General features: G+C 64.6%; 13 protein-coding genes and 2 pseudogenes. 6 read left to right on the plus strand and 9 right to left on the minus strand.

Annotated elements, in window-relative coordinates:
- Window position 1 precedes the first annotated feature (1 nt).
- Window positions 2-1084, plus strand: a complete 1083-nt coding sequence (locus LKE06_RS21345) for an NAD(P)H-dependent amine dehydrogenase family protein (RefSeq protein ID WP_228001123.1) — start codon at window positions 2-4, stop codon at window positions 1082-1084.
- Window positions 1085-1108: 24 nt separating this feature from the next.
- Here LKE06_RS21345 and LKE06_RS33285 read toward each other — a convergent pair.
- Window positions 1109-1237, minus strand: a pseudogene (locus LKE06_RS33285) (VOC family protein); the annotation flags it as partial.
- Between the two features lie 174 nt (window positions 1238-1411).
- Between LKE06_RS33285 and LKE06_RS21355 the strand changes: the two are divergent.
- Together LKE06_RS21355 and LKE06_RS21360 are read left to right on the plus strand one after the other, a co-directional pair.
- Entirely contained in the window at window positions 1412-2254 is an 843-nt protein-coding gene (locus LKE06_RS21355) for an IclR family transcriptional regulator (RefSeq protein ID WP_228001125.1), read from the plus strand.
- Window positions 2255-2338: 84 nt separating this feature from the next.
- A pseudogene (locus tag LKE06_RS21360) lies at window positions 2339-2894 on the plus strand (IS5 family transposase); the annotation flags it as partial.
- 113 nt (window positions 2895-3007) lie between these two features.
- Here the strand turns inward: LKE06_RS21360 and LKE06_RS21365 are convergent.
- The 3 genes from LKE06_RS21365 to LKE06_RS21375 form a co-directional block, all read right to left on the minus strand.
- The gene (locus LKE06_RS21365; RefSeq protein ID WP_228001126.1) at window positions 3008-3493 is read right to left on the minus strand and encodes a hypothetical protein; all 486 of its coding nucleotides are present in this window, start codon (window positions 3491-3493) and stop codon (window positions 3008-3010) included.
- 448 nt (window positions 3494-3941) lie between these two features.
- Window positions 3942-4151 (minus strand): DUF397 domain-containing protein, encoded by a 210-nt coding sequence (locus LKE06_RS21370; protein WP_228001127.1) that lies wholly within the window; start codon window positions 4149-4151, stop codon window positions 3942-3944.
- The gene (locus LKE06_RS21375; RefSeq protein ID WP_228001128.1) at window positions 4141-5040 is read right to left on the minus strand and encodes a helix-turn-helix domain-containing protein; all 900 of its coding nucleotides are present in this window, start codon (window positions 5038-5040) and stop codon (window positions 4141-4143) included. The genes LKE06_RS21370 and LKE06_RS21375 overlap by 11 nt, the downstream gene beginning before the upstream one ends.
- Window positions 5041-5277: 237 nt before the next feature.
- Here LKE06_RS21375 and LKE06_RS21380 point away from each other — a divergent pair, with 237 nt between their 5' ends.
- Window positions 5278-5697, plus strand: a complete 420-nt coding sequence (locus tag LKE06_RS21380) for a 3,4-dihydroxy-2-butanone-4-phosphate synthase (RefSeq protein WP_228001129.1) — start codon at window positions 5278-5280, stop codon at window positions 5695-5697.
- Here the strand turns inward: LKE06_RS21380 and LKE06_RS21385 are convergent.
- Window positions 5683-6735 (minus strand): aminotransferase class V-fold PLP-dependent enzyme, encoded by a 1053-nt coding sequence (locus LKE06_RS21385; RefSeq protein ID WP_228001130.1) that lies wholly within the window; start codon window positions 6733-6735, stop codon window positions 5683-5685. The two genes, LKE06_RS21380 and LKE06_RS21385, sit on opposite strands and share 15 nt — an antisense overlap.
- An 83-nt stretch (window positions 6736-6818) precedes the next feature.
- Window positions 6819-7298: a nuclear transport factor 2 family protein gene (locus LKE06_RS21390; protein WP_228001131.1), complete on the minus strand. Its 480-nt coding sequence runs from the start codon at window positions 7296-7298 to the stop codon at window positions 6819-6821.
- A gap of 183 nt (window positions 7299-7481) precedes the next feature.
- Here LKE06_RS21390 and LKE06_RS21395 point away from each other — a divergent pair, with 183 nt between their 5' ends.
- Both LKE06_RS21395 and LKE06_RS21400 read left to right on the plus strand, forming a co-directional pair.
- Window positions 7482-8219 carry an IclR family transcriptional regulator gene (locus LKE06_RS21395; RefSeq protein ID WP_228001132.1) on the plus strand — a complete coding sequence of 246 codons (738 nt, stop codon included), beginning with the start codon at window positions 7482-7484 and terminating at the stop codon, window positions 8217-8219.
- A 193-nt stretch (window positions 8220-8412) separates the two neighbouring features.
- A complete protein-coding gene (locus LKE06_RS21400; RefSeq protein ID WP_228001133.1) occupies window positions 8413-9351 on the plus strand; it encodes an expansin EXLX1 family cellulose-binding protein in 939 nt (312 codons plus the stop codon).
- Window positions 9352-9370: 19 nt separating this feature from the next.
- Here the strand turns inward: LKE06_RS21400 and LKE06_RS21405 are convergent, their stop codons facing one another.
- The 3 genes from LKE06_RS21405 to LKE06_RS21415 all read right to left on the minus strand — a co-directional run bounded on the left by LKE06_RS21405 (window position 9371) and on the right by LKE06_RS21415 (window position 14037).
- The gene (locus tag LKE06_RS21405) at window positions 9371-11056 is read right to left on the minus strand and encodes an FAD-binding dehydrogenase (RefSeq protein ID WP_372477404.1); all 1686 of its coding nucleotides are present in this window, start codon (window positions 11054-11056) and stop codon (window positions 9371-9373) included.
- Window positions 11057-11058: 2 nt separating this feature from the next.
- Window positions 11059-11718 (minus strand): TetR/AcrR family transcriptional regulator, encoded by a 660-nt coding sequence (locus LKE06_RS21410; protein ID WP_228001135.1) that lies wholly within the window; start codon window positions 11716-11718, stop codon window positions 11059-11061.
- Window positions 11719-11994: 276 nt separating this feature from the next.
- Window positions 11995-14037, minus strand: coding sequence for an SDR family oxidoreductase (locus LKE06_RS21415; protein ID WP_228001136.1), 2043 nt, complete (start codon window positions 14035-14037; stop codon window positions 11995-11997).
- Between the last annotated feature and the right edge of the window lie 201 nt (window positions 14038-14238).

Below are 14238 nucleotides of genomic sequence, written 5' to 3' on the forward strand. Positions count from 1 at the left end.
CATGACATATTCAGTAGTGCAATGGGGTACCGGCAATGTCGGCAAGCACGCGCTGGCGGGCATCATCGCCAATCCCGACCTGGAACTGGCGGGCGTATGGGTGTCTGGCCCGGCGAAGGATGGGATCGACGCGGGAACCCTTGCCGGACTAGAGCATTCGGTCGGGGTGACCGCCACGACGGACGTCGACGCGATCCTCGCCGCGAAGCCGGACTGCGTCGTCTATTGCTCCATGACCGATAACCGCTTGTTCGAGGCCGTGCAGGACCTCAGCAAGATTTTGGCCGCCGGGATCAATGTTGTCGCCTGCGCGCCGGTGTTCTTCCAATACCCCTACGGTGTGCTGCCGGACGAGTTGTTGAAGCCGGTGCAAGATGCTGCCGCCCAAGGGAATTCATCACTATGGGTGAACGGCATCGACCCCGGATTCGCCAACGATCTGTTGCCGCTGGCTCTCGCCGGAACCTGCCTGAGCATCGAACAGCTACGGTGCATCGAGATCGTCGACTACGCGAGTTACGACAATCGTGAGGTCATGTTCGACATCATGGGGTTCGGCAGGCCGCTCGAAGACATTCCGTTGCTGCTACAGCCCGGCGTGCTTTCGCTGGCCTGGGGTGGCACGGTGCGTCAACTCGCGGCGGGTATCGGCGTCACCCTGGACTCCGTCACCGAGACCTACGAACGCGTTCCGGCACCTGATTCCTTCGACATCGCGACCGGCCATATCGCCGAAGGTACCGCTGCCGCACTACGTTTCGAAGTCCGAGGGATGGTCGGCGACAAAGCGGTCACCGTCCTGGAGCACGTCACCCGTTTGCGTTCCGACCTCTGCCCGGACTGGCCGCAACCCGCCCACCACGAGGGCTCCTACCGCGTCGAGATCACCGGCGACCCCAGCTACGCCCTCGACCTGGTCACCTCGAGCCCACACGGCGACCACAACCACGCCACCCTCCTCGCCACCGCCATGCGCATCGTCAACGCCATCCCCGCCGTAGTGGCGGCACAACCGGGAATCCTCACTGCCCTCGACCTCCCGCTGATCACCACACCGGCCGCGCGCTCCGCTGAAACCAGTTGACCCGATGCCGCAGCCGAGGAAGCCGAGCACATCGGTGTAGAAACGGAAAGCGGCATCGAGGTCGGGGACCGGTAGCACCGCGTGCCCTCGACGAGTAAGTCTGAACTGTGGCTCGCCCGACGGCGGGCCACAGTCGGTTGGTCGTTGTTTGATGCGGGATTGTTTGTGCGCGCATGAAGGTAAGCGAGGGGCTCGGGGGGGCTGTCAATAACGGATTCCGGCTACCGAGAAGATCCGTAGCGATCTCCGTAGTCTCCGGGATTCCCTCTGGCCGCTACGGCGGCAATGTGATTGGAGATATATCGAGCTACACACTGGAGGTCGGCCATGACGGTCGAGGTGATGACCTACCGCGAGCCCGGGCAATTGTGGGCAGGGACGGGACCGGCGGATACCAGGACCACGCAACCGCCGGTGTCCATGATCGAGCGAATGACCCTCATTCTGGATGCCTTCGACAGTTCGACCCCGGTGCTGACGCTGCTCGGTCTGGCCGAACGCACCGGGCTGCCGCGCTCGACGGTGCATCGCATCCTGGATCAGATGATCCGATTGCGCTGGCTCGCGCACGCGCCAGGTGGTTATCGCCTCGGTATGCGCCCGTTCGAATTGGGCGGGCTCGCCGCCGACCACAACGAGGTCCGTGACGTGGTGAGTCCACTGCTGCACGATTTGTGTCAGCGCACCGGCTTGGCCGGGCACCTGGGAGTTCTCGATGGGCGGGAGGTGCTCTACCTGGACAAGGCTGGTGGCCGCCTCACCGCGCAAATCCCAACCCGCCTCGGCGGTCGCATGCCCGCACACAGCACGGCCGTCGGCAAGGCGCTGCTCGCCACGCTCGAACCGAGCGTTGTCGAAACATCCTTTCGTGCCAGGCTGCCGCGGCTGACCGCGCGAACGATCGGTGACAGACCCGAATTGCATCGCGAGCTCGCCCGTATCCGGCACCGCCGGGGCGTCGCGGTCGATAACGAGGAATCCGCCAATGGCGTTGCGTGCGTCGCGGTTCCCATTCGTGGACGTGGCGCCGCCGTCGGCGCGCTTTCGCTGTCCGGTCGAATCGGCGGCGAGCGGCCGAACTTGGACACCGCCCGCTTGGCCAGGGTGCTCGTCGAAGTCGCCCACGAGTCCGCGCGCACCCTGTTCCCTCGTCATGCCCGCTGGCGTTGACTCGATCGGTGCCGTGGGATCGGTCCTCCGGGTGGGTATATGCCTAGAGGGTGTCCTGTAATTCGTTGTGGTGGTTGGTATTAGCTGTATGTCGTGGTAGGTCGGGGTGAGTTGACTGATCGGGCATGGGCCCGAATCCAACCGTTCGACGCTAGCGTGATCACCGGCAGGTGATCAACGCGATCCTGTGGAAACTACGGACCGGAGCACCCTGGCGTGACCTGCCCGAGCGGTACGGTCCGTGGAAAACCGCGCACGAGCGGTTGCGGTTATGGACCGCCGATGACACCTGGCAACGTCTGCTGGATCAGGTGATCGTCAAAGACGACTCGATCGGCGAGGTCGAGTGGGTCATCAGTGTCGATTCCAGCGTGGTCCGGGCTCATCAGCACGCTGCTGGCGCCCGGAAAAAGGGGGCGGTGCACCCGGAATCGAAGCCCTCGCGATCGACGGGGAAGGACTCGGACGCTCCCGGGGCGGGTTGAGCAGCAAGATCCACCTCGCCGTCGATGGACGCGGGCTACCGATGCGGATCGTGTTGACCGCTGGCCAGGCCGGAGACAACCCGCAGCTGACAGTATTACTCGACGGTATCCAGGTAGCCCGGATCGGCCGGGGCCGCGCCCGCACCGGACCCGAGGGCAGTCATCGCAGACAGAGCATTCCGCGGATTGGCCACCCGGTACGCCAAACGCGTCGCCTACTTCCACGCCGAACTCACCATCGCCGCCATCATCCTCTGGCTCCGATGACCTACAGAGCTGAACCTAGACTTTCGAGGATTCCAGCGAATTCCGCAGGCTCGATCTTGACCTCGAAGACCCTTCCCACATGCTCGGGATGATCTAGCAAATGCGCCTCACGCCAGAACTGCAACGTGATCACCAAGTGGTCGCCGTCGCGGAAGACGTAGGTCACCAAGTTATCGGTCGTGGGACCCCAGTGAAGGAACCAAAACTGCTCACGCAGCTCGCAAATCGGGTCGTCGTCGGTCGCGGTCTTGAACCGTTGATGAGTGGCCACCGGAGACAGCCCGGCAAAGGGCAGCGGTGGAACATGCCCGGAACGTACCGAGACAGCAGTTTCCTCCACAGAGCGGCGGAACTGCTCGACAAAGGCCATATTGTCGTCGCAGGTCAACCACTGATCGGCCGCCCACAGGTCCACTCGACGCAGCCCCGAGGCCCAATCGCCAACTTCAACAGCGAACCTGTTCTTTTCACCCAAAAGTACGGCCACCTGGACACGATGTCAGGTTCGTCGAGTCGCGCACAACCGAGTTTCGTCTCTGCGTGTGAACCGCCGAAACGGCGCTCCGGTGCGGCAGCCTCGAACTACGTGATGATCACCGATGACACCGATGGTGAGGTCGAGTCGAATGGACCAGTGACATCGACTGATCCTCCAGCTCGGACGACTTACAGGACACGGCTAGCCGATCTAGTTCTAGCGTGACCGATGCGAAACCCGCTGTGGCGACCGAGGTTCCCGATTTGCCGACGACCAGCTGGGCCGTGCTCGGAATGCTTTCGCAAGACCAACATCGGCGCTATCCGGCAGCCGAGGGCGCACCTCATCGCAACCACACAACCGCGCCTCTTCGAGTGCGGAAACGCCGCGGCCCTGCTCCGCGTGTGGTACGCGAAGCAGGGCCGCGAGTTTTACTGTGGTTCAGAAGATTCAGTGCTCAGGCCGGGCGCTTGAATTCCCCGCCCAGTACGCTTGCGGTGAAGGCGTCCCATTCGCCCGGTGTGAACATGAGGGCCGGGCCGGTCGGGTTCTTGCTGTCTCGGACTCCGATCATGCTTTCTTCGAGCCACGCTACTTCGACGCACTGTGAACCGCTGCCGCTGTAGCTGCTTTTGAACCATTTTGCTTTGGATGGGTCATCGTTCACCGTTGTAACTCCTTGCTACCCGCCGCAGCAGGTCTCGCGTTTCCACTTCATCCAGGCATGTACTCCGGATAGCTGAAGCAAGTTCACTATAAAGCTTCACCTCTCCGTACTTCTCCAGGTATACATCCTGATTCGGCCCTCCCTCTAGACAGACGATTGGTGGTTCGACCGGCTCACCCTTGGTGTTCGTGTCGAATTCCACGATGGTGAACAAGCCATGTGGCATGCCCCAGATCAGCCCCGCACTGAAAGGGTGTATTCGCAGCATGACGTTGGGCCGCTTCGATATTTCGGCCAAGTGCCGGTGCTGGGCAGCCATGATCTTCGGGCCGCCGACAATGCGGTGCAGTGCCGATTCGTGCAGCATGACTTCCAGCACGGCGGGACTCGTCTTGCGGGTAATGATGGCCTGCCGCCGCAGGCGATGCTCCACACGCCTGTCGATGTCGTCGCCGTCGAACTCTGGGTACGCGCCGATGACAGCGCGTGCGTAGTCGGCGGTTTGCAACAGGCCAGGAACGTGTTCGTGGTACGTGGTGAGCCGCCGCGCGGCGGCTTCGAGCCCGACGTACATGTTGAAGGCGCTGCTGTACAGACCGCCATACGCGTGATACCAGCTTTTGGCCTTGGCCTGCACCGCAAGGTCGACCGCCGCCTTGGTGTCGGCGGCATCAACGCCGTACACCTCGCACAGCGCTTGCGCATCCTGTCTGCGGATCTTCTGAATCTGCCCGGTCTCCAGGCGCTGGAGCACAGCCCGGGATAGATCGACGAGCTTTGCTGCCTCGGCGAGCGTGAACCCGGTTGCTTCGCGGCGGTCGCGGAGGAAGCGTCCGAGCTGGCGACGCGGCAGGGTCGACGAGGGGCCTTCTTCATCAGGGCTGGTCAACGGGTCTCCTGAAATCGAGTCGTGCGGGGTTGGAAATCGATCTCTGTCTGCTCCGGAACCGAGTCCCCTCCTGGGCATTTGAGCAAACCAGGACTGGGTTCTCGTTTCCCGATGGTATCCGTCGGTCGCCGGTGGTGTGCTGGTTTTCGGTGTTCCGGGTGGAACCGATCCAGTGGGCGAGTGTCACTACCCGGACGCCTCCGAAACCGCACGCCACCACCATGATTCAGGGGACCGATGGACGCACACACTATCCAGACAGCTGGCCTGCCGCCGATCCAGCACCGAAAGCCGAAGGCGGTGGGACTGGTGCGCGCGGATGTGTCCGGACAGCACGCCTTGCGTCACGCAGTCGAGATACGCCGCCACGCTGAACAATTGGGTTACCAGTACCTCTACACCGTCCGGCCCCCCGCAATCATCCTCGTGCACAATGCATCCGACGCGACTCCGATGGTGTCATTCGCTCCCGGCCGGTACCCCGACCTCGCTCGAGCACCCGAGGACCCCAAGGGCGCCGCGTGCGCGGTATCAGTGGACGCGACATCCGGTGTGACAACAGGTATTTCGGCTGCCGACCGAGCCCGCGCGAGTGCACCATTCTTGTCGGAGCGGCTGGACGCGACTGTGTCTCGTCCGGGGCTACCGCTTCGGTAGTGCGTCGAGGGTTCGGTCGACGTCGGTGGTGTCGTTGTAGAGGTGGAAGGAGACGCGCAGGTTGCCGCCGCGTACCGAGACGACGATGCCGGCTCGTTCGAGTGCGATGGGGGCGGCGTCGCCCGCATCCGGGATGGCGACGATCGCCGAGCGTCGGGGGACCGGTTCGTAGCCGAGTGCGCGGGCGCCGGTCCGGAAGCGGTCGGCGAGCTCGAGGTTATGGGCGCCGATCTTGTCGACAGTGAGTTCCTCGATGAGAGAAAGGCCGGCCCGGGCGGCGATGACTCCGAGCCAGTCCGGCGTCGCGTCGAAGCGACGGGTGCTGGCGGCCAATGCGATCGGGTCGTAGAGCTCGGCTCGCCCGCCCGCGGCGGCATACCAGCCCGGGCCGAGCGGGCGAATATTCGCGATCGCTTCGGGTGCCGCGGCGAAGAAGGCGACGCTGCGGGCGCCGATCAACCATTTGTACGCGGCACACACCCAATAGTCGGCATCGGCGAAACGCAGCGGCAACCAGCCGGTTGCCTGGGTGGCGTCGATCAGCAGCCGGGCGTTGTGCGCCCGGGTGGCCGCGCGCAACGCGGGAAGATCCGCGACCCGCCCATCCTTCGACTGCACGACGCTGACCGCGACCAACGCGGTTTCGGGCCGCACCTCCTCGGCCAACCGCTCCAACGGAGCGAACCGCACCTCGAGATCGTCGCGGTGCACGAAAGGCCATGACACCGACGAGAATTCGCCATCGGCGAGCAACACTTCCGCACCCGGCGGCAGCGCCACGGCCAACGGGCCGATGAGTCCGGCGACAGTGCTACCCAACGCGATGTCATCGGCCACCGCACCGGCCAGTAGCCGCGCGAAACCGGCACGCAAATCGGGGACCAGATGGTCGTACTCGATTGGTGTGCTGCGGCCTGCTGCCCACTGCGCGTTGGCATCTCGCACCGCCGTCAGCGCCCGCGCCGACGGCAGGCCGTAGGAGGCGGTATTGAGGTAGACGGTTTCGGGCGTGAACTCTGCTGGCGCAAGTGCGGACATGCTCGTAGCATCCGCCGTTGAGGTGCTCTCGTCCAGCGCCAGCGGTCCGACACTGGACCGCTTCCCACTCCGGGCGGCGGCCGTCAATCGCCCGGTGTGGCCCACATATTCGTGAGCAACCGATAGCTGGGAGTATCGGCGAGGGACTGGCTCGACTCATAGATCCGCTGGTAACCCGTTGTGGTGATGCGCCATTGCCCGTCGGGGTCGCGGCGGTAGCCATCGGTGTAGTAGCCCGCGCCGCGGATCAGGACGCGATAATCGGTCGCGATCACCGTGTCCTCGAAAGCCCATGAGCCCGTGGCGGTCTCACCGTCAACGGTGATTTCGGGGTGAGTCGCTATATGGGTAGTGACGATCGACGGGCCGAGGTTCTCGCGCATGAAGGCCGTGATGGCCGCGCGCCCGTCGAGTGTGAGCGGCTCGCCGAGGGCGTGCGTGCCATAGCGTCCGGCGGCGTCGACGGTGAGCGTATCGGCGAACTCGTCCCATCGTTTGAAATCCAACGTCCGGAAGTAACGGTATTTGAGCTGGCGAATAGCTTCGATGGCGGCGAGATCCATCGCTCTACCTTGGCACGCGCGGGGGTGGTGCGTAATCGAAATCCTTCTAAGCTGTAGGGGCTACACGGGAGGTTAGCCATGACGATCGAGGTGATGCCTCACTATGGGCCTGAGGATCTGTGGGCCGCAGCGAGTCCAACGGCCGCTCGGACCACGCAACCGCCGGTGTCCATGATCGAGCGAATGACGCTGATCCTGGACGCTTTCGACACTTCGACCCCGGTGCTGACGCTGCTCGGTCTGGCCGAACGTACCGGGCTGCCCCGCTCGACGGTGCATCGCATCCTGGATCAGATGATCCGATTGCGCTGGCTCTCGGACGCCCCCGGTGGTTATCGCCTCGGTATGCGCCTGTTCGAATTGGGCGGGCTCGCCGCCGACCACAATGAGATTCGCGATGTGGTGAGTCCGCTGCTGCACGATCTGTGTCAACGGACCGGCCTGGTCGGCCATATCGGTGTGCTCGACGGTCGTGAGGTGCTGTATCTCGACAAGGCGGGCGGTCGCGGCACCGTGCATATTCCGACCCGACTCGGCGGCCGGATGCCCGCGCACAGCACCGCCCTCGGCAAGGCGCTGCTCGCGACCCACGAATCGAGCATCGTCGGGACTTCCTTCCCGGACCGGCTGACCCAGCTGACCTCCCGAACCATTTGTGATAGAGCCGAATTGCATCGCGAGCTGGCCCGCACCCGGCAACGTCAGGGGGTCGCGCTCGACAACGAAGAATCCGCCAATGGCATAGCGTGCGTGGCGGTCCCGATCCGGGGCCGTGGTGCCGCGCCCTGCGCCCTGTCGCTATCGGGTCAGACGGGTGCGGGCCATCCCGCTCTCGATACCGCCGTCCTGGCCCGCGTGCTGTTCGAAGTCGCTCACGAATCCGCGCAGGCGCTCTTTCCGCGCCACGCTCGCCGCCGCTGACCGAGCGCGAGCAGACCTATCGGTCTGATATGGGCGCCGTATCTTTTCCGATTTTCATGGATAATGGCCAGTTGGATGCTGAGGATTTGCTGCAAGTTTGCGGAAGTGGATGCGGATCGTCGATAAGATTTTCGTTCGAGCCACGGATTGCCCCTTCGGCTGCTTTCCTTGGTGTGGTCAGGATGGATAGTCCGTGAGTTTGGTGAGCCGGAAGCCGGGGATAGCGGTGCACCGAGTACCGATCAAGGAACCACAGGCGCGCACGGGTTGGCTGTGGCCGACAGTGGGGGCCCTGATCGCGGTTGTCGGGGTGGTTGTGTGGGTGACGCGACCCGAACCGGCGTCGTGCGATCCCGTGCCTGCCGCGGCCGCTGATGACGCGACATCACGAATGGCACTGTCCAACAGTAGTTCCGGTGTCTGGCTCGACCCGGAGATAGACGCGCCGGTGCCCACGCAACGCGGCGAGGCACGGTACACGGCGTTCGGCGCTGGGGCGTCGTGCTCCATTCGCGGGCTGCCGCCGGACGGCTTCTATGTTGGGGTGTCGACCGAGGAGTACGGCCGCGCCGACCTGTGCGGCGCCTACCTCGACGTACATGGACCGCACGGTGATGTGCGCGTGCTGGTCGCCGACCGTTGCCCGGGTTGTGCTCGCGGACAACTGGATTTGAGCACCGCGGCCTTCGAGCAGATCGCCGAACGGTCTGCCGGGATCGCGCAGGTGAGCTATTCCGTGGTCCGGGATCCGCACCCGGCGCCGGAGCTGTTCTACGAGGTCAAACCCGATTCGACAGCGGGCTGGTTCGCCATTCTGTGGACCGGATCGGGTAATCCCATACAGCGGGTCGCACTGCGATCGGCGACCGGTAGCTCGTGGCGGGAACTCCACCGCGGCATGGACAACTACTGGACTATCTCGGGTGCGGGCGCGGGACCGTTCTCCGCGAGGGTGACCGACATCCAGGGGCATCAGGTCGAGATTTCCGACATCTCGCTGGAACCGGGGCGCCACGCCACCGGCACACCGCTCTACACCGAGCAGTCCGGTGGCTCCGCCCCCGCCGTGCCGGCGCCGATGACATCGACACGGCCCGAGATCGCGGGCGCGGCCCCGAGCTGTCGGATCTGATGCTCGGAAACCATTGCGGTCAGGACAGTTTCGTAGCCAGTGCGCGTCCGGCGGCGCGTCCGGAGAAGATGCAGCCGCCGAGGAAGGTGCCTTCCAGCGCGTTGTAGCCGTGCACGCCGCCACCGCCGAATCCAGCGACCTCGCCTGCGGCGTAGAGGCCCGGCAGCGGGGTGCCGTCCGCGCGCATCACCTGCGAATCGAGGTTGGTCTGTAGACCGCCGAGCGTCTTGCGGGTGAGGACGTTCAACCGCACCGCGATCAACGGGCCGTGCGCGGGATCGAGGATGCGATGCGGTTTGGCGACCCGGCCTGCCTTGTCGCCGAAATACTGGCGGGCGTTGGTGATCGCCATCAACTGGGCATCCTTGGAGTACTTGTTCGTGACGTCCCGGTCGCGGGCGACGATCTGACGTTCGAGAGCGTCGTGGTCCAGTTGTGGTCCGCGCGCGATCTTGTTCATCCCCGCGACCAGTTCGCGCAGATTGTCCGCGACCACGAAATCGACACCGTGTTTTTTGAATGCTTCGACCGGACCCGGCGCGCCCTTGGCTACCCGGCTCTGGAGAGTGAGCTTGAGGTCCTTGCCGGTGATGTCCGGATTCTGCTCGGAACCCGACAGCGCGAACTCCTTTTCGATGATCGACTGGGTGAGTACGAACCAGGAGTAGTCGTAGCCGCTGGCCAGGATCTCCTTCATGGTCGCGTTGGTATCGAATCCGGGGAAACACGGTGCGGGCAGGCGCTTTCCGGTTGCGTCGAACCAGAGCGACGAAGGTCCGGGAATGATGCGAATAGCGTGGTCGGGCCAGATCGGATCCCAGTTATTTATGCCCTCGGTGTAATGCCACATCCGGTCTCGGTTGACGATCGCACCGCCTGCGGCCTCGGCGATACCGAGCATCCGGCCGTCTACATAGGCGGGCACACCGGAAATCATGGTCTCCGGCGCCGGGCCGAGCCGCTCGGTGGGCCAGTTGCGGCGAATCAGCTCATGATTGTGCCCGATGCCGCCGGAGGTCACGATGACGGCTTTGGCTCGGAATTCGAAGTCGCTCACAACTTTTCGGGACGAAGACTTGCCGCGTTCGATATCGGTGTCCTCGAGCACACTGCCACGCACACCGACCACGGCGCCGTCCTCGACGATCAGCTCGTCGACCTGGTGGCGGAAGCTGAATCCGGCCAGTCCGCGGCGTTCGCCCGCCAGCACCGGTTCGGCGAAGACCCGGACCACCTCGGGGCCGGTGCCCCAGGTGAGGTGGAAGCGTGGCACCGAATTTCCGTGACCGTCTGCGAAAGCGCCGCCGCGTTCGGCCCAACCAACCAGCGGTGTGACACGTAAACCCAAGTCGTGCAGGTAATCCCGCTTGTCGGTAGCCGCGAACCGCACGTACGCCTGTGCCCATTGCCGGGCCCACAGATCCTCGTCGTCTCGGTCGAACCCGGCCGAGCCCAGCCAGTCCTGCATGGCCAGTTCGTAGGAGTCCTTGACTCCGAGGCGGCGCTGCTCAGGGCTGTCGACGAAGAACAGCCCGCCGAGTGACCAGAATGCCTGTCCGCCAAGGTTGTTGCGGTTTTCCTGGTCCAGTACGTGCACTTTACGGCCCGCCTTGACCAGCTCGTGAGTCGCCACGAGTCCGGCCAGACCCGCGCCGACGACGATGACGTCTGCCTCTTGCGCGAATTCGGGACTGCAATTGGTCATGGTCATCCTTCGGTTTCGCGGGCGGGGTCGGTTGCGGTGCTGTATGCCAGCACGATGTGACACAAGAGTTCGGTGCGGGCGCGCCGCACTCGGCGGCTGCGCGGCCGCATGAGAATCTGCACGGTGGTGCCGTCGTGCGCCGCGACCAGGGCCTGTCCGAGCGCGTCGGGATCGGCGACGCAGCGGCCGACGCGGGCGAGTGCGCTGGTCACCGTCGGCATCAACGCCGCGACTATCGTCGCCTCACGCGCGGCCATCACCTGTCGCAGCGCCGGAGTGCGCAGTGCGTGGGCGGTGAATTCGGCGGTAATGCGGTACCACGCCTCGTCGATCGGAACGGCGTCATCCAGGAGTTCGACCGCGGCGCCGATATCGGTAACGCCGTTATCGGCGAAGTCGTCGAGGGTCGCGCGGACCTCGGCGAGCATTGCCGCCGACCGCTGCTCCCACATGGCTAGGAACAGCTCGTCGAGCGAGGAGAAGTTGGAGTAGAACGCACCACGGGTGAACCCGGCGCGATCACAGACGCGCTCTACGGTGGTGCGGCCGAAACCTTCCTCGGCGAACACCTCGTACGCGGCCGTGAGTAGCCGATTTCTGGTTTCGGACCGTCTGCGAGTGATCCGCCTCGCCGGGGTCGCGGCAGTGCTGGACGTCGGCATGGCGAACCTCCTCACGGCACATCGGCTCTGCGGCCGTCGGATACATCGGTGTATTCAATACAAAAATGTATCAGAACGGAGTCCTGCTGACGCGGGAACCGCTGGGTCAGATCCTGCGGACTCGGGTGGCGCGATAGCGGAAGCTATCCTGTTGGGCGGCCTCATAATCGAATTCGACCCGGTCGCCCGCCGCGAGCCCCGGAACCCCTCGCCCCAGCCCATCTCGGCTTTGAAGAATTTGATGGTGTCATCGGCCATGGCACCATGATCGCCGATCTACCAGTGCAGGCCGGGGACCACGCGGGCGATCCTGGCGGCCGGACCCGGCAGCGCCATGAGCGGCAGTAGCACGGGCGCGAGCGCGACGAGTGCGCCGCGACCGCGTGCCGGAGTCGCCGCAGATTCGGTGACGGTATCGCGCGTCGCCACCACAACCGGCGACTTTCCCTGCGCCGCATGCGATTCACCGAAGACGCGGAAGCCCTGGTGCATGATGGTCCGCTTGACGGTCGGCATGAACAGTTCCACGGCTTGGGCGAAGGTGCCGACAGGTGTGTCGATGCGATCGGGGCGATCGGTGAGGGCGCGCACCACGATCGCGGCCGCCTGGTCAGGATCGGGCACCGGCAGTGAACGGTAGATTTCGGTAGGGGCGATCATCGGGGTGCGGACCAGTGGCATCCGAACCGACGTGAAAGTGATTCCGGCATCGCGATTTTCGACGGCGGCGATATCGCTGAAGTTGTCCAGCGCCGACTTGCTCGCTACATAGGCGGCGAAGCGGGGCGCCTTCGTCTGGACGGCGATCGAGGAAATATTGACGATATGGCCGAAGCGCCGGGCCCGCATGGACGGCAGCAGTGCGAGGATCAGGCGCACCGCGCCGAAGTAGTTCACCGCCATCGTCCGCTCGAAATCGTGCATGCGATCGGTGGAGTTCAGCACTGATCGCCGGATCGAGCGGCCCGCGTTGTTCACCAGATAGTCGACGTGGCCATGCTCGGCGAGCACGGTCGCGACCAGTTCGTCGACGGCATCGGGATCGGTGATGTCGCATGGATAGCCATGTGCCACACCACCTTCGGCGGTAATAGCGTCAGCGGCCGCGATGAGGTCGTCGCGCCCACGCGCAACCATCACAACCGTGGCGCCGCGCCGGGCGACCGCGTGTGCGGTGGCCAGTCCGATGCCCGAGGACGCGCCGGTGATGAGGACGACGCGGTCGGTGAACGGGCAGCCGGAGTCGGCCGGGCGGTCGCGGTTGGGGTCGAGGTTGTCGCGCCAATACGACCACAGCCGCTCGGCGTAGCTATCGAAGGACGGCACCGACAGGCCGGTGCCGCGCAACTGGGCGCGCGTGGAGTCGGAGATGAACTCGGCGGAGAAGGCGGTGTGCGGGGCGACGGTAGCCGGAATTCCCAACTGCTCCAACAGGAAATCCCGGACGGCTGCGACGCCGGGAATGCTGGAGAGCCGGCTGAGCGCGCGCCCGCTACCGGGTACCGCGCCGATTCCGCTGGGCGCACCGGCCGCGGTGGCCAGGGCCGCGTAGATCTTGCTGAAGGGCTGTGGCTCAGGGTTGACCAGGTGGAAGGTGCGTCCGTTGAGTCCGGCGCGGCGCACCAACTCGACCATCGCGGCGGCGACGTAATCGACCGGCACGATATTCGTGGCACCCAGATCGGGCAGCGGCATCGGCAGGTCGGTGGGCAGCGCGCCCAACTTGGCGATGGCCGCGAAGAAGTAGTACGGCCCGTCGATCTTGTCCATCTCACCCGTGCGGGAATCCCCGACCACGATGGCCGGGCGGTACACCCGCCAGCGCACCCCACGCGACTGGCGGACCAATTTCTCGGCGGCGAACTTGGTGCGGTGATACGGCGAGTTGAGCCGCTGACCGAGATCGAAGTCCTCCTCGAAGAACTTGCCCTGGTGATTACCTGCTACCGCGACCGACGAGACGTGATGCAGGATCGCGCCGAGGTCGCTCGCCAGGGCGATCACCGATCGGGTGCCCGCGACATTCGCCGCGTGGGCGGTCTGTTCGTCGGCGGTCATGTCATAGACCGCGCCGAGATGGATTACGTGATCGGCCTTCGGCGCCGGCCCGGCCAGGCCGAGCCCATCGGCGGTGAGGTCACCCAGAAGGGGAATTACTCGCTCACCGTCGTGCCAGTTCTCGGCGAGATCGGTGAACTTCCCCAATGATTCGGCGCGCACCAATACGTGCACAGTGGCGTCGGGTTCCGCGTCGAGCAGTCCCTGTACGACCCGTCGCCCCAGAAAACCGGTGCCGCCCGTAACGATGTAAGTAGCCATCGCCCTCTCCAGCTGTAGCTCGAACCCTGTTGTCACACAACGCTCATCCGGCATGCAGCAGTGGATGCGGACTTCGATGAGTCGGCCCCCGATTGTTAGCGGTCGGACCGAAGTAGGAACATCTTCGTCCTGACTTATAGACAACTGTAATGGGTTCGATGTTGCCGGAGCAAACTTATCGAGGGCAGTGTGGCTGTGGGG

Source organism: Nocardia australiensis (genome assembly GCF_020733705.1).
Taxonomy (GTDB): Bacteria; Actinomycetota; Actinomycetes; order Mycobacteriales; family Mycobacteriaceae; genus Nocardia; species Nocardia australiensis.